General features: G+C 52.2%; 12 protein-coding genes and 1 pseudogene. 11 read left to right on the forward strand and 2 right to left on the reverse strand.

All coding sequences use genetic code 11. The features are described 5' to 3' along the window. Positions 1-138 precede the first annotated feature (138 nt). Positions 139-1,008 carry a LysR family transcriptional regulator gene (locus tag ACL02P_RS02010; RefSeq protein WP_412836736.1) on the reverse strand — a complete coding sequence of 290 codons (870 nt, stop codon included), beginning with the start codon at positions 1,006-1,008 and terminating at the stop codon, positions 139-141. Positions 1,009-1,142: 134 nt separating this feature from the next. Here ACL02P_RS02010 and ACL02P_RS02015 point away from each other — a divergent pair, with 134 nt between their 5' ends. Together ACL02P_RS02015 and ACL02P_RS02020 are read left to right on the forward strand one after the other, a co-directional pair. Then, complete coding sequence (locus ACL02P_RS02015) at positions 1,143-2,054, forward strand: DMT family transporter (RefSeq protein WP_412836737.1); 912 nt, start codon at positions 1,143-1,145, stop codon at positions 2,052-2,054. After that, a pseudogene (locus tag ACL02P_RS02020) lies at positions 2,051-2,675 on the forward strand (SDR family NAD(P)-dependent oxidoreductase). Before ACL02P_RS02015 ends, ACL02P_RS02020 begins: the two are co-directional and overlap by 4 nt. A gap of 74 nt (positions 2,676-2,749) precedes the next feature. On the opposite strand, the gene ACL02P_RS02025 reads toward ACL02P_RS02020, so the two are convergent. Next, a complete protein-coding gene (locus ACL02P_RS02025) occupies positions 2,750-3,667 on the reverse strand; it encodes an ArsR/SmtB family transcription factor (protein ID WP_009224218.1) in 918 nt (305 codons plus the stop codon). A gap of 378 nt (positions 3,668-4,045) precedes the next feature. Here ACL02P_RS02025 and ACL02P_RS02030 point away from each other — a divergent pair, with 378 nt between their 5' ends. The 9 genes from ACL02P_RS02030 to ACL02P_RS02070 all read left to right on the forward strand — a co-directional run bounded on the left by ACL02P_RS02030 (position 4,046) and on the right by ACL02P_RS02070 (position 16,192). Next, complete coding sequence (locus tag ACL02P_RS02030) at positions 4,046-5,566, forward strand: alpha-N-arabinofuranosidase (protein WP_412836738.1); 1,521 nt, start codon at positions 4,046-4,048, stop codon at positions 5,564-5,566. 185 nt (positions 5,567-5,751) lie between these two features. Beyond that, on the forward strand, positions 5,752-7,083 hold the full coding sequence (locus ACL02P_RS02035) for an ABC transporter substrate-binding protein (protein WP_412836739.1): 1,332 nt from the start codon (positions 5,752-5,754) through the stop codon (positions 7,081-7,083). A gap of 59 nt (positions 7,084-7,142) precedes the next feature. Beyond that, positions 7,143-8,042: a carbohydrate ABC transporter permease gene (locus ACL02P_RS02040; RefSeq protein ID WP_412836740.1), complete on the forward strand. Its 900-nt coding sequence runs from the start codon at positions 7,143-7,145 to the stop codon at positions 8,040-8,042. Then, positions 8,039-8,881: a carbohydrate ABC transporter permease gene (locus tag ACL02P_RS02045; protein WP_009224214.1), complete on the forward strand. Its 843-nt coding sequence runs from the start codon at positions 8,039-8,041 to the stop codon at positions 8,879-8,881. The genes ACL02P_RS02040 and ACL02P_RS02045 overlap by 4 nt, the downstream gene beginning before the upstream one ends. A gap of 87 nt (positions 8,882-8,968) precedes the next feature. After that, positions 8,969-10,216: an extracellular solute-binding protein gene (locus ACL02P_RS02050; RefSeq protein ID WP_412836741.1), complete on the forward strand. Its 1,248-nt coding sequence runs from the start codon at positions 8,969-8,971 to the stop codon at positions 10,214-10,216. An 88-nt stretch (positions 10,217-10,304) separates the two neighbouring features. After that, positions 10,305-11,180: a carbohydrate ABC transporter permease gene (locus ACL02P_RS02055; protein ID WP_009224212.1), complete on the forward strand. Its 876-nt coding sequence runs from the start codon at positions 10,305-10,307 to the stop codon at positions 11,178-11,180. Positions 11,181-11,228: 48 nt separating this feature from the next. Further along, the gene (locus ACL02P_RS02060; protein WP_009224211.1) at positions 11,229-12,074 is read left to right on the forward strand and encodes a carbohydrate ABC transporter permease; all 846 of its coding nucleotides are present in this window, start codon (positions 11,229-11,231) and stop codon (positions 12,072-12,074) included. Between the two features lie 25 nt (positions 12,075-12,099). Continuing rightward, positions 12,100-13,590 carry an alpha-N-arabinofuranosidase gene (locus tag ACL02P_RS02065; protein ID WP_260071842.1) on the forward strand — a complete coding sequence of 497 codons (1,491 nt, stop codon included), beginning with the start codon at positions 12,100-12,102 and terminating at the stop codon, positions 13,588-13,590. A 37-nt stretch (positions 13,591-13,627) separates the two neighbouring features. Further along, complete coding sequence (locus ACL02P_RS02070; RefSeq protein WP_412837307.1) at positions 13,628-16,192, forward strand: lipocalin-like domain-containing protein; 2,565 nt, start codon at positions 13,628-13,630, stop codon at positions 16,190-16,192. The last annotated feature ends 11 nt before the right edge of the window (positions 16,193-16,203 follow it).

The following is a 16,203-nucleotide window of genomic DNA, read 5'->3' on the forward strand; positions in this document are numbered from 1 at the left end:
TTATTCATCAGCAAATCCAGAGACGCAGGCAAAATAAGGCCATTTTATACCGCTATTTCACCCCATCACCGCGATCACCGCCATGATCACCGCACCGCCGTGATTACCTTGATAGGACGCGCCACGCGCCCCTTCCACTTAAGAAACTAACTTCTCCTGCGCTCCCAGCAACTCGATCAAAGCGCGGAGCGCGCTGGTTGGTTGGGAGTTTTTGCGGTAAATGATCTCGGTTTTCATGTGGCGTATCGCCTCGGGAACCTCGTGAATCCGCACGGCGCCTTCCTGCGCCTTCTGCTCGGCGACCATCCGCGGCAACAGCGAGATGCCAAGTCCGGCGGAGACGCCGCCAAGGATCGCTTCCAGCGTGCCGAACTCCATCGTGGTTACGTTGGTTCTGCCGTGGGCTTTCTTCATGTCCTCGAGCTGTTCGCGGAAGGTGCAGCCGCGGTTGTACACCAAGCTTGGCTTCGATAAGGCTTCATCCAAGCTCTCGATGCCCGGCGGAGAAATAACCACAACCTCCTCGTCGAAGACAGGAAGACGGGTGAGTTCATCATGCGTGGATCGGAAGCTCCCGAAGGCGACATCCAGTTCGTACTGCAGCACCTTCTCCAACAGGCGATCGGACATATCTGTCAGCAACATTAACTCCACCTTCGGATACTTTTCGTAATACTGGCTTAGCAGCTTAGGCATACGCACCGCCGCCGTCGTCTGCGTCGAGCCGATCAGCAGCGGGCCGCTAGGCTCGCCGGTGAAGGAGAGTGCCGACGCCGCTTCGTCCAGCAAACCGATGATTTTGTCAGCGTAATTTAACAGCATCTTGCCGCTGGAAGTTAAGGTGATCCCCCGGTTGTGCCGGTAAAACAAATCGGTCCCCAGCTCCGTCTCCAGCTGCTTGATACGGGCCGTCACATTGGACTGCACATAGCCAAGCCGGGCGGCAGCTTTCGTGATCGCCCCGTCCCGAGCAACGGCCTGAAATATACGCAATTCCGCGCTATCCATGCGAGGAGCCCCCTCTTTGATGTATTGTCATCACTAATAATGATATCAGATATCTTTATCAATCATAATACATAATTAAAAACCTCCGACACAATACAAATCATGAAACTGACGCCTAAGGAGGAAACGACTTCATGAATATTTACAAATATACAGGTTTGCTGTTGCTGACGACTTTTTTGATGGGGACGGCGTATCCCGCTGCCAAGCTGGGGATGATGCATACCACCCCGCTCATGCTGATGGGGCTCCGCTTTTTGTTCGCCGGGGGATTGCTCGCCGTATTCAGCGCCAAAAGACCTCAACCGAGAGGTGCGAAGTCTTGGCTGCAAATTTTGCTGCTCGGTTTGTTCCAATCAGTTGGGGTGATGGGGTTCACCGCCTACAGTATGCGTTGGATCACCTCTGGGGAGTCGGCGATCATCTCAAGCACCAGCCCGCTGATGCTTATCCTTTGGGGGGCTTTGATGGGTACAGCCTATCGCGTAAGGCAATGGTTTGGCGTGGTAATTGGGTTTATCGGCGTTGTCATCACCTTTGGGATACACTTGAGCGTAAACCCCGGCATGGTCTTTGCCTTGGCGGGAGCAGCCAGCTTCACGGTTGCCACGTTGATCATTAATCACATCGGTCCGGCGTTTGACAAAAGAGTGCTGGCCGCCTATCAAATGCTGCTCGGCGGCGTGATGCTGTTAATCTTCAGCTTTGCAGGGGAGCATCCCAGCTTTGAATTGAACCTGTCGTCCGCGTCCGTGGTCATCTGGCTCGTGATCTTTTGTTCCATTATTCAATTTACGATCTGGTTTTATTTGCTCAGCCACAGCGATCCAGGCAAAACCAGTTCATTCCTGTTCCTTGTGCCGATCTTTAGCGTCATTTGCAGTTGGCTGCTGCTTGGTGAGCAGATCGCTTGGTACGTTTATGTTGGCGGGGCTTTGACTTGTGTAGGGGTGTTCCTGGTGAATTGGCAGGGAAGCAGTAACAGCCAGTCGGCTGAAAAAAATAAATCGAGTGTACTTCGCTTACAGGAGGAGATGGAAGCATGAGTTACCATAACAAAGTTGTGCTAATTACCGGGGGCGCTACGGGGATCGGCCGGGCGACGGCAACGCTGCTGGCTGAACGCGGGGCAATGGTTGCCGTCAATTACTCCCGTTCAGAGGCGGAGGCCCAAGAGACTGTGCAAACCATTCAGCAATTTGGCGGCCGGGCGATTGCGATTCGCGCCGACGTTTCAAACAACGAGGAGGTCATCTCTATGGTCGCCCAAATCGTCAAGCAATTTGGAACGATCGATTACCTGGTCAATAACGCCAGCATCACCCGGTATATTGCCATGGGCGATCGTAAACGTGGGCAGTATTGCAGGGATTACGGGCAAAGGCTCCTCGGTCCCCTATGCGGTATCCAAGGCGGCGGTGAACGGTTTGACCAAATCGCTGGCCCATGCTTTGGTGCCGGATGTACGGGTGACCGGTGTAGCTCCTGGAGCAGTCAGCACGCGTTGGTGGGGCGGATGAGAGGAGCAGAGGCGGTCGCTAACTTCCCAACTGCCTTTGGACCGAATCGCTGCGCCGGAGGAGATCGCCGCACTCATCTCGTCGGTTCTGGAGCAGCCTTCGATGACAGGACAGAGCCTCACCATCGACAACGGGCAAACGATGTAAGAAGATACTCATTATGAAAAAAATCAGCCTTCAGGACCTAACGATAACCTGGAGGCTGATTTTTTGGATTGTTGCTATTGCTCCTTCACATCATACAGCACCCGAGCCAGCAGGTCCTGGCTGTAATTGCCGAAGTTCTTGCCGTAGATGGTCAGGCCGCGCTTGTTGATCGGCTTGTCGGTGACGGCGATGCGGAACGTCAGCTCGCTTTTGTAATCCAGCTTGATCTGTTCCAGCGTAACGTCGGAGATGCGGCATCCGTCGATAAAGCTGCCCTCATTGTTAATGCGGATCAGCTTCAGCATCCCGTACTGGTTCAAGTGCGGCGGCCACCAATCCGGATTAAACGTGCCGCGTGCGTCACCGAAATCCCCCGGACTCGTCCAGAAACCGATTTCGACACCGTTCAAGTAAAAATAGATGTCAGACGGATAGTTATCGCAATACCCGGGCGCCTCGGAGCCCAGCTCCATCGAGAATTGAATTTCCCGGAACGTCTGGTTTGGCTTCAGGTAATTCGGGATGCGGTATTCCAGGAAGCCCTCGGACAACCAAATAATCTCCGAGTCGATTCGCTGCGGATCGGCGAAGTAACGCGGATCGTCGAAATCGCCGATGATGCTGTCCTTCGTAGCCAAACCGCAGGTAGGGACCGCATGATAATTGCTGTAATGGCCCACCTGGATTTCCACTTCGTATAAATTGTCGACATCCTTGCTCCGGAGGTCGACCATCAGCTTGTCTTTGTTCAAATAACAAATCTTCTGAATGCCATGCTTGCCAACAGAAGTATTGATTTCGATCAGGCCGCTTTCCTCCAGCTTCTTGATGTGCATCGTAATCGCCCCGTTGCTTAAGCCCAGCTTGGTAGCCAGGTCGTTGAGGTTTAAGGCCTGATTTTTGGCCAGCAGTTCGAGGATTTGAATCCTGATCTCCGAGCTTAACGCTTTAAAAATGTCGATCCCGCTCATCAAATCCTTAATATAGATCATCGGATATTCGAACCTTCTTCCAATAAATAGTGGGTAGTTTTATTTTAGATAATTATAAACTAACTCAGTCGTTTAATAAAGCATCAAATCAAAAAATGTAAATCAGGTTCAGAAAATAGATTAAATTTGTAGTAAATGCACGCTTAATTTCAAAATATTTTAAACTAAATTTCATTATTCCATTGAATTTTCAGGCGTTTTTTCAGCATTTTCACGGGGTATGGAATCGTTTGCCTCATTAATTTTATATAAGCATAAAATGTTTTAGATAAATATATTTACAACCCCAATTTTCATATGTTATTTTATACCTGTAAACGGATTCATTCAAGGTTATTCGAAATAATTTAATATTTACTAAAACGGAAGGTGGTCAACATGTCATCAACAGCACCGCGAGCAACGATGGTCATCGACAAAGCCTTTAAAATTGCGGAAGTAGATCGGCGCATTTACGGCTCCTTTATTGAACATTTGGGCCGGGCCGTCTACGGGGGGATTTATGAGCCTTCGCATCCGGAAGCAGATCAACATGGATTCCGAAACGACGTAAAGGAGCTGGTTAAACAGCTGGGCGTCCCGATCATCCGGTATCCCGGCGGGAATTTCGTTTCCGGGTATAACTGGGAGGATGGGGTTGGTCCGGTTGAATCGAGGCCGAAACGCTTGGAGTTGGCCTGGAGGACGGTTGAACCGAATTGGGTAGGCACGAACGAGTTTGCCGGATGGGCCAAAGAGGTTGGTGCCGAAGTGATGATGGCGGTGAATCTGGGGACCCGCGGCGTTGATGCGGCCCGCAACCTGCTGGAATACTGCAACCATCCGGGGGGCAGCTACTGGAGCGATTTGCGTCGCAGCCATGGTTACGAGCAGCCCCATAAGATCCGGACCTGGTGTCTGGGCAACGAGATGGACGGTCCTTGGCAAATCGGACAGAAGACGCCGCAGGAATACGGCCGGCTCGCCTATGAGACGGCAAAGGCGATGCGACTGGTCGATCCCGATATCGAGCTGGTGTCCTGCGGCAGCTCCAGCTCGTCGATGCCAACGTTCCCGGAATGGGAAGCGGTAACGCTGGAGCATACCTACGAGGTGGCCGACTATATCTCCCTGCATCAATACTATGGCAACCGGGACAACGATACGGCGAACTTCCTCGCCCGTTCGATGGATATGGACCACTTCATTCGTACGGTGATTTCCACCTGCGATTATGTCAAAGCGAAGAAACGCAGCAAAAAAACGATGTACCTCAGCTTCGACGAGTGGAACGTTTGGTACCATTCCAACGATGCCGACGCCAAGCTGGAGCCTTGGGGAATTGCGCCGCCGCAGCTGGAGGATGTCTATAACTTCGAGGACGCTTTGCTGGTCGGAAGCATGCTGATTACGTTCCTGCGCCACGCCGATCGGGTGAAGATGGCCTGCATGGCCCAATTGGTGAACGTCATCGCCCCGATCATGACGGAGAATGGCGGGCGGTCCTGGAAGCAGACGATCTATTATCCTTACATGCATGCATCGCTCTTTGGACGGGGCGTTTCGCTGCAGCCGGTTGTCGACTCCCCGGTATACGACACTAAGGATTATACCGATGTTCCGTATTTGGACAGCGCGGTTGTATATAACGAAGCAGACGAGACGTTGACGATTTTTGCGGTGAACCGCCATTTGGAGGAAGCTCTTGAGCTGGATTGCGATATTCGCGGGTTCGAAGGCTACCGTGTGATCGAGCACCTTGTGCTGGAGCACGAAGACCTGAAGGCCGTAAATACGGCGGACCAGGAAAATGTGAAGCCTCACACCGGAGGAAATGCGGTATGCCAGGACGGTTATGTGAAAGCCTGTTTAGCTAAAGCTTCCTGGAACGTGATTCGCCTGGGTCAAGCGAGAGCTTAAGGAAACCGACGCTTCTGGGAAGCAACTGCTTCATTCACCCTTTGAGACGATGACAACACCTAGCTATCCACAACCGGTGAGCGCTTCTTCGGGTCATCGATTGACCATCGGTTCTACTAGAGAAGTGGGAGATAACCGACTGTAAGTGGAGTGTGTAGATTTTATTTTGTCAGGGAGGGTCAAGGATGAAGAAAAAGGTTTGGACTGTGCTGTTAGTGTTAACGATGGCCACATGGCTGTGGGGCTGCGGCAAGACGTCAACCACAGCGGGGGGAGAAACCTCCGTGTTGGACGGCGGCGCGGGGGAAGACGCGATAGAGCTTTCCTATTGGACGTTCGTGGAACTGCATGGACAACATTTTGAGAAAATGCTGGAGAAATGGAACGCCGCCAATCCGGATCGGCAAATCAAGCTGAACGTCACGGTGATGCCATACGACGACATGCACAACAAATTATCGATCGCCGTGCAGACGGGCGTTGGTGCGCCGGACATCGCCGATATCGAGCTGGGCAAATTCCCGGACTTCTTGGCCGGGACGCCGCAGCTGGTTGAATTAAATGACGTCATCGACCCGTACCGGGACACGATCGTCAAGTCCAGAATCGACCTCTACAGCAAGGACGGCGTGAATTACGGTATCCCGACCCACGTTGGCGCCTCGGTGGCGTTCTACAACACGGAAATTTTAGAAGAAGCCGGAGTGGATTACAAGTCGATTGTGACCTGGGAAGATTTCAAAAAAGCCGGAATTCAAGTGTATGAGAAAACGGGCAAGTACATGGGCACCGCCGATACGAGTGCAACATGGCAGCTTTCCCAGCTGCTGGCACAGCAAGGTGCAGATTTCACCGATGACGCCGGGAACCCGATCGTTAACTCGGAGCCCGTAGTGAAGGCGCTCACCCTGCTGAAAGACCTGCAAGACAACCATGTCATCGCCACCATCGCCGGCGGGCAGCCCGATACGGAGGAAGCGTACGGAGAGTTTAATGCGGGCAACTATGCGACCGCTTTCATGCCGCTGTGGCAAATGTCGAGATACACGAACTATATGAAGGACCTCTCCGGCAAAATCGCGATCGCCCCGATTCCGGTCATCAAAGAAGGGATGCCGCGTTCGGTCGGCGGCGGCGGAACCGGGACGGTCGTGACCAAAACGGCCAAAGACATCGAGCTGGCCAAGGATTTCCTCGCATTCGCCAAATTGTCGGAGGATGCCAATATTGAAATCTGGAATACGCTGGGCTTTGACCCGGTCAACATGGACGTTTGGGAGATGAAGGACGTTACTCATAACCCGGACAACCAGTTTGTCCAATACTTCATTAATAATCCATTTGACGTGCTGAACGACATCAAGGACGAAATCCGATTGATTAAATCCACCTCGGCGTCGCCGACGATCAACAACGTGCTTTGCACGGTGACGTTAAACGAGATTTTTGAAGACGGGAAGGATATCAAGCAAGCTCTGGATGATGCGCAAGCGCAAATCGAGCAGGAGCTGAAGTAATCGAAATAAGCAGCGAGCTACTCCTTCGGGAGTAGCTCTGTTTAAAAAGGGGTAGGGCGATGGTTAAAAAATTCCTTTACTCGCAAAAGGTTGCTCCTTACGTATTTGTGTTGCCGTTCGTGCTCGTTTTCCTCATCTTTTGGGTGTATCCGCTGATCAGCTCCTTTGGGATGAGCTTCCAGAAAGTGACCCTGGGTCAGGAAGCAGCGTGGATTGGCATAGACAACTACGAGAAATTGATGGGCGACGGGATCTTCCTTAAGGCCGTCACCAACAGCGCCATCTACATGGTCTTAACCTTGGTGATCCTGATCCCGTTTCCGATGTTGTTTGCCGTTTTGATCAACAACAAGTTCATGTGGGCGAGGGAATTTTTCAAGTCCTCGTTTTTCTTCCCGGCGCTGACGTCGGTGGTGGTGGCCGGGACGATCTTCCGACTGATGTTCGGTGAAATGGAAGGGTCGCTCATCAACAGCTTCTTGGGCTTGTTTGGCGTGGAGCCGATCAAATTCCTGAAAGGACAAACGACCGGCTTTATCGCCTTATTGGCGCTGGCGACCTGGAGATGGACCGGGGTAAACATGCTTTACTTCTTATCTGGACTCAAAAATATTCCCGACGAATACTACGAAGCCGCTTCAATCGATGGCGCCTCTCCCATCCAGCGATTTACGAAGATCACGATGCCGCTGTTGAAGCCAACAACGATATATGTCTTAACGATCAGCATCTATGCCGGTCTGGCGATGTTTATCGAAAGTATGATGCTCTGGAACGGCAACAATTCTCCGAAAAATATCGGCTTGACCATCGTGGGTTACTTATACCGTCAAGGGATCGAGAAGAACAACCTGGGGTATGCGGCCGCCGTCGGCATCGTGCTTCTCGTCATTACGATGGTGATTAACCTGACGCAGTTGGCCTTTACTGGCATGTTTAAGAAGGAGGAGGAAGCATGACGAAATCGAAGCGCGGCTTGCTGATCAAAATCGTTTTGTTCGTGTTTTTCGCCTTCCTGTGCGTGCTGGTGCTTCTGCCGTTTTATGCCGTTACGCTGGCTTCCTTTAAGCCTGGGGAGGATTTGATCCGGTACGGGCTGAACCTGAAGTTTGATTTATCGGTCATGAGCTTGGATAACTTTGTTTACTTGTTTACGGGCAATCATTCCTATTTCTTATGGTTTTTTAATTCGCTGCTGCTGACGGTCGTCCAAGTCACGGTGACGCTGCTGGTCAGCGCTACGGTGGCGTACGGGTTTTCGGCTTATGAATTTAAAGGGAAAAATACCCTGTTCATCTGCGTCCTGCTGATCATGATGGTTCCGTTCGAGATTCTGCTCCTGCCGCTGTATACGTTAACGTACGATATCGGGCTGATGAACTCGTATTCGGCCATTATTCTGCCGGGGATCGCCAGCGCGGCGACGATCTTCTTCTTCCGGCAGTATTTGCGGGGAATTCCCCGGGAAATTATCGCCGCAGGACGCGTCGACGGAGCGAGTGAGTACGGAATCTACGTGCGGATCATCTTGCCGGTGATGAAGCCTTCTTTTGCCGCGATGGCCATTCTCAACGGTATGAACAGCTGGAACAACTTCCTGTGGCCGTTTATGGTGCTCAGCGATGCCAATAAATACACGTTGCCGATTGGGCTCAAGACGCTGCTAACCCCTTACGGGAACAACTATGATTTGCTGATTGTTGGTTCCTTTTTCTCCATCATTCCGATCTTCATCTTGTTTGTTGCCTTCCAAAAATACTTTATCGACGGGATGACGGCAGGAGCGGTGAAAGGATAGAACGGCCCTGCGCTGCGGACGTTTGCGGACGGCTTCAGCGCCGGCCGATTTCATATCATATTAATTATTCAAAACGGGGGAAGAAACATGAAAACGAAGTGGTTGTATTTATCTTTGGTTTTAGTTCTTTTAAGCGTGACAGTACTATCTGGATGCAGCAGCGGCTCGGACAAGAAGACGATTACTTTCTGGACGCCGTTAACCGGCGATGACGGAGCTTACATGGATCAATTGGTCAAGGATTACAACGCTACCAATCCCGAGTTCAAAGTGAAGCATGTGATTACCGCAGACATGTATACCAAAATTTCCACGGTGCTCAACTCTGGCAAAGGGGTTCCTGATTTGGCGATCATCCACGCGGACCGTGTTCCCGGCTTTGTGAAGCAAGGCGTGCTGGAACCTATCGGCGGTGCGATTGCCGCGCAGCCGGAAATTAAGGAGGAGAACTACCTTCCGCAGGCTTGGGCGACGGGGAACATCGATGGAACGCAGTATACCGTTCCGCTCGACATTCATAGCAACACGATGTATTACAACAAGGATCTGCTCAAGAAGTACAACGCGGAATCCTTCTTGGACGACGACGTGGTTACCATCGACGAAATGCTGTCGCTTCAAGGCAAGCTGGAGGATGGTGATTACGTTGTCAATGATGCGCTGCTCGGCTGGGTGATTTTAGCTCAAGTGCAAAACCTTGGAGGAGACATCCAAGAAAACGGCAAGCCGGCTGTGAATACGCCGGTGATGAGACAAGCCTTCGAAGAGGTGAAGAAAATTGCCGATGCCGGGTTGATGACCCCATTTGGCGAAGACGGCTACTTAATGTTCCAATCCGGCAACGTCTTGTTCTCGACGGACGGTACTTGGAGTTCTACGGCCCATGCTGCGGTTGAGGGTCTAAACTTCGGGGTGACGAACATCTATTCTCCGACGCCGGACAAGTTCACGAACCGCGCTTCGTCCCACCTGTTTGCGATGCTGAAAAATGACGAACGATCGGATGAGAAAGAAGCCGGCATCGGCGCTTTCCTGGAATTCATCCGCGCGAACTCCTTGGAATGGGCGAAAGCAGGTCAAATCGTGGCGAGTAAACAAGTGATCGAAAGTCCGGAATATCAGCAATATATGCAATCCTTCTTCACCTCCAATGAGAAGGAGACCCAGTCCCTTTATATTTATACCTACGAATATTACCCTTACATCGCCGAAGCGGTTGATACCTATTGCGCGGATATCGTTCGCGGCAACGTCGATCTGGATGATACGCTGCAGACGATGCAGAAGTTCGTCGAGGACAAGATTGCCGAGAGCACTACGGGCAGTGCAAGCTGAGCCTGCGTTCTAGATAAACAGAAAGAAATCATGTGCCGGAACGATGCGTCTGGCACATGATTTTTCCAAAAGGAGATATGGAAAGGCGATGAACAAGAAATCCTTTGCGCCGTTTTTCTTTGTGGGTCCGCACCTGGTTTTGTTCCTGATCTTCATTCTGATTCCGACCGTATACGGGATATATGCTTCGTTTACTCAGTGGAACTTGATGAACGATCCGACCTGGGTCGGATGGGCTAACTACAAAACGATCCTATTTGATGAAACCTCGACCTTCCACACCCAATTCGTAAACGGGCTTCGGAATACCCTCATTTTTGTCGTGATCAGCGTTCCGCTGTTGATCGTCATCCCATTGTCGGTGGCCGTCGCCTTGGAGCATAAGAAGGTCAAATTGAAGGGCATCATCCAGTCCATTATTTACATTCCGGGCTTGATTTCCATTTCCGCTGCCGCTTTGATCTGGCTGCTTATCTTTAACAAACAGCTGGGGATTACGGGGAACATCTTCCATTCGCAGGTCGCTTGGGCGGCGACGCAGCCTTATGCTTGGATCATTATTTTTGTGATCACCGTATGGGGCGGGGTTGGCGGGAACATGATTATTTACCGCGCCTCGATTGCCGGGGTATCCAAAGACTTGTACGAAGCCGCCGAGATCGACGGAGCCGGCGCGACCCGGCGATTCTTCAGCATCACCTTGCCGTCGATCCGTTTTCCGCTCATTTATACCTTTGTCATGACCACTGCCGGGGCCTTTAACGTCTTTGGCCAACCTTTAATGATGACGGATGGCGGACCGCGGCAATCGACGCATGTTCTCATGATGTACATCCGTCAATTAGCGTTTGGTCATGGCGAATCGATTGCCGGCATGGCATCCGCGATGGCGGTGCTGCTAGGCATGGTCATTTTGGTCATTTCGGCGCTGCAGTATTACGTCATGAACCGAAACGCCAATTGACGCATCCTGTGATGGATTATGGAAACGAGAGGTAAGGTGTAAATCAAGATGTCGAAGAAAATCAGCATATCGAAGTATATCGCATACCTGTATTTGATCCTCCTGTGCGTCATTTGGGTCATTCCCGTGTTATTTGGGATTTCGACTTCCTTCCGCTCCCAATCCGAAGTGGTGTCAACGGGCTTCCGTTTGCTTCCCGTGGAATGGATCCTGGACAATTACGTGACGATTCTGGAGAATACGTCCACGGCTCCGATCCTGCGCTGGCTGACGAACTCCGTATTCATTGCGGTGACACATACGTTCCTCGTGATCGTGATCATCTCCATCACGGGTTACGGGTATGCTCGAATGAACTTTAAAGGCAGAGACACGCTGTTTTTTACATTGCTGGGCATTTCCTTCTTTCCGGGAGTCGTCAACATTATCCCCTCTTACAAAATCATCGATATTTTCGGCTGGGTGAATACCGCATGGGCGATGATTATTCCGGGTTTGGCGGGTATGGGCAACATCTTTCTGGTCAGGCAGTTTCTGAAAGGGATTCCGACCGACCTGGATGAATCCGCCCGGGTTGACGGGGCCGGAGATTTTCGGATCTACTCGTACATCATCCTGCCGCTTATCAAGCCGATCCTCATCGTTTGCGGCCTGTTCTCGTTTGTCGGCTCCTGGAACGACTTCCTCTGGCCGGTCATCGTCTATACCGACGTGGACAAAATGCCGGTGACTGCGGGACTGCTGCTGCTTCAGGATATCTACGGCAACTATCGCATGATCGGACAGCTTATGGGTTCGGCCATGTTGGCCATCATTCCAACGCTGCTGCTGTTTGTTTTTGCGCAAAAATACTTTATTCAATCGATCAATCTGAATTCAGGCATTAAAGGATAAATGAATTTAGGGTGGAGGAAAAACCGTGAACAACAAAGTGATCATTCAAACGGACGTGACGAAAGCGGTCATCAACAAAAATATTTACGGTCATTTTGCCGAGCATTTGGGCAGATGCATCTATGAGGGGATTTGGGTCGGAGAAGATTCCCCGATTCCCAACACGCAAGGGATACGTAACGACGTGCTGGAGGCGTTGAAGCGGATCAAGGTTCCGGTGCTTCGTTGGCCCGGAGGATGTTTTGCGGATGAGTATCACTGGAAGGACGGCGTAGGCCCGAAGGAAGCCCGCAAGCGGATGGTCAACACCCATTGGGGCGGCGTTATCGAGAACAATCACTTCGGGACGCATGAATTTATGCTGCTATGCGAGCTGCTGGAATGCGAGCCGTATATTTGCGGGAATGTGGGGAGCGGCACGGTTCAAGAAATGTCCGAATGGGTCGAGTATATGACATTTGACGGCGAATCCCCGATGGCGAACTGGCGTAAGGAGAATGGCAGGAGCGCGCCGTGGAAGCTGACCTATTTTGGCATCGGAAATGAGAATTGGGGATGCGGCGGCCACATGCGTCCGGAATATTACGCCGATCTGTATCGCCGCTATCAAACCTACGTCCGCAATTATGGGGATAACCGGATATATAAAATCGCCGGCGGGGCCAATGTGGACGATTATCGCTGGACCGAAGTGCTGATGCAACAGGCCGGCGGGCTCATGGACGGGTTAAGCCTGCATTATTACACGATTCCCGGCGATTTCTGGCTGGGGAAGGGTTCGGCGCTGGATTTTTCAGAGGACGAGTGGTTCGTGACCATGAAAAAAGCGCTGCACATGGACGAATTAATTGCGAAGCACAGTACGATCATGGATCGGTACGATCCCGAGAAGCGTATCGGCTTGATTATCGACGAGTGGGGTACTTGGTACGACGTTGAGCCGGGCACGAATCCGGGATTTCTGTATCAGCAAAACACGATCCGTGACGCACTGGTGGCCGGGCTTCACTTCAACATCTTTCATCATCACGCCGACCGGGTGCAGATGACGAACATCGCCCAGACCGTCAACGTCCTGCAAGCGATGATTTTAACAGAAGGTGAGCGGATGATCCTAACGCCGACGTATCATGCGTTTGATATGTTCAAGGTCCATCAAGGAGCAGAGCTGTTGTCGACCGAGTCATCGCTGGTTGCTTCGGCGAATGGCGACGACACACTTCCGGCCCTGTCGGTGTCCGCCTCGAAGAACGCCCAAGGCGACATTCAGATCAGCTTGGTTCATATCGATCCGAGACAGGCTGCGGAGGTCAGTCTCGAGTTGCGAGGAAATCACGCGGAATGGGCTTCGGTTTCGGGAACTTTGTTAACGGCTGCAACGATGAATGCGCACAATACGTTTGAGCAACCGGATGTGGTTACGCCGGTTCCGCTCCGGGACGTTCACGTAGCCGGTGACACGCTGCACGTGAAAATGCCGGCCATGTCACTGGTAACCTTGATCATCAAATCATAACCTAAACCTTATGAAGGAGGGAAGTCCGTTGAAAAGTATGGTTAAGTGCCTGGGTTTACTCTTGATCTTCACGATGCTCATCCCTGCCGAAGGGTGGGCGAGCAGCGGCGATACGGATGCCGGGAAACGCGGGGCAACGGAAAGCGAGAGTGCGGGAGGGGCCTCGGGGAAAAAGCGACCGCCCGCGTTTACCAATGTCTCGGTCCACGATCCGAACATCGTCAAGGCCGGCTCGACCTATTATGTCTTTGGGTCGCATATCGAAGCCGCCAAATCAACCGATTTGATGAATTGGACGACGTTTACCAACGGCTATCAAACCCCGGGGAACGTGATCTACGGCGATCTGTCTCAAAATCTGGCCGGTTCGTTCGCTTGGGCGGGAGAGGACGATGCCGACAGTAAAGGCGGGTATGCGGTCTGGGCGCCGGGCATGATCTGGAATGAGAAATACCGGAATGCGGACGGAACGAGGGGCGCTTATATGATGTATTACAGCGCTTCGTCCACCTATATCCGCTCTGCGATTGGTTATGCGGTATCCAAAAATATCGAAGGCCCCTACACCTACGTGGACACGATTATTTACTCCGGGTTTACGAAGGAGACGGCGTATGACGAGAACAGCCGGGTCGATAAGAAGTGGACGAATACGAACCTCAAGCAGCTGGTGGACCAGGGAAGGCTGAAGGAGGCCAGTCCGAATTGGTTTAACAGCGACGGTTCCTATAATAATGCCATGTATCCGAACGCAATTGACGCCGCTTTGTTCTTCGATAAGGACGGCAAGCTGTGGATGACGTACGGCTCCTGGTCCGGCGGAATCTTCATCGTCGAGCTGGATCCGGTCACCGGTCAGGTGAAATATCCCGGCAAAGACGGCACAACAGCGGACGGACGCCTGGTGGATCGATATTTTGGCACCAAAATCGCCGGAGGCTATACGAAGTCCGGCGAAGGGCCCTACATTTTATACGATAAAACTTCGGGATACTACTATTTGAACGTTTCCTATGGTTGGCTGGGGGCGAACGGCGGCTACAACCTGCGGCAGTTCCGGGCGAAACGTCCAGACGGCCCTTATCTCGATGCGGCCGGACAAAATGCCGTGCTGCCCAGCGATACGGATAACGCGCCGTACGGCATCAAAATGGTCGGCAATTTCCTGTTCGACCGCAAAATAGGCGATCCCGGCACGGGAATCGGTTACGGTTATGCTTCGCCAGGGCATAACTCGCTATTTTATGACGAGAAGACGAAGCGATATTTCTCGGTGTTCCATACTCGCTTCCCGCAACGGGGAGAGGTTCACGAAGTCAGGGTGCACCAGCTGTTTATGAACCAAAACGGGTGGCTGGTCATGGCACCGACGCGTTACGCCGGGGAATCCCTGCAGAAAGTGACGGCCTCCAAGGTGGTCGGCGACTATCAGTTCGTGAATCATGGGCTTGGCTATTCCGGTGAGGTCCCTACTTCGGTCCACCTTACTTTGAACAAAGACCATACGATTTCGGGTTCGATAACCGGAACCTGGAAGCTAAACGGCTCCTATGGAGCGGAGCTGACCCTTGAGGGAGTAACTTACCACGGCGTATTCGTCAAAGGCTGGGACGAGAACCAAGGGCGGGAGACGATGACCTTTACGGCCATCTCTCGCGAAGGCACCGCCATTTGGGGCATTCAGCAGCCGGAGATGAACGACCGCCAGGTCGTTAAGGCGGTGCAGGAAGCCTTAACGCTCGGCGATACCAGCAAAGTCATGAACAACCTGACATTGCCATTGGAAGGGACGCATGGGGCTCAAATCGTCTGGTCCACCTCCGATCCAGGCGTCATTTCAGAGACCGGGGTCATCCACCCGCCCGATGCGGGAGAAGCCGATGCTCCCGCTACGTTAACCGCAACGATCACGAAGGGGAAAGCGAAAGCCGTCAAGACGTTTGAGATCGTCGTTGCTCCGATTGATCTTAACTATGGACTGCGAGCCCACTATCGCTTTGAGGGGAATTTATCGGAGGTCGAAGGACGGTTTGGCGATGGAGCGGTGACCGGGGCAAAGCTTGATACCGAAGGCGGAGCGATCACTTTTACGGATGGAGTCCAGGGGTTGGCTGCCGAGTTTGATGGGAAATCCGGCATTCGGCTGGATGACGGTCTGATTCAAGGGAACCGTTATTCGGTTTCCCTCTGGTTGCATCCGCAGCAATTTACCCAATTTACGACCAGCTTCTTTGGGGCGAAATCCAATACAAGCTGGATCAGCCTCGTGCCGGATTCCTGGGATCATAACACGATGCTGTGGTCCGGTGAAGCCTGGTATGACGGGACAACGGGTTCGCGGATCTCGGCGGGAGCGTGGCATCACGTAGCCTTTACCGTCGATGCCGGGAACGTGAAGGTGTACGTTGACGGGGAACTGAAGTTTACGGGAACGGGATTCCCGGATATCTTCACGGATAATCAAGGTATGTTCAGCCTAGGGGTGAATTGGTGGGATCCCCCTTTCCAAGGGAAGATGGACGAACTCCGGGTTTACGACGTGCCGATTCCAGAAGCGGTGGTCCGCAAGCTGTATGAGGAAGGCCAGAACGTAACGAGATGACAGAAAGAGAA

This window comes from Paenibacillus sp. MB22_1 (assembly GCF_047200555.1).
Lineage (GTDB): Bacteria > Bacillota > Bacilli > Paenibacillales > Paenibacillaceae > Fontibacillus > Fontibacillus phoenicis.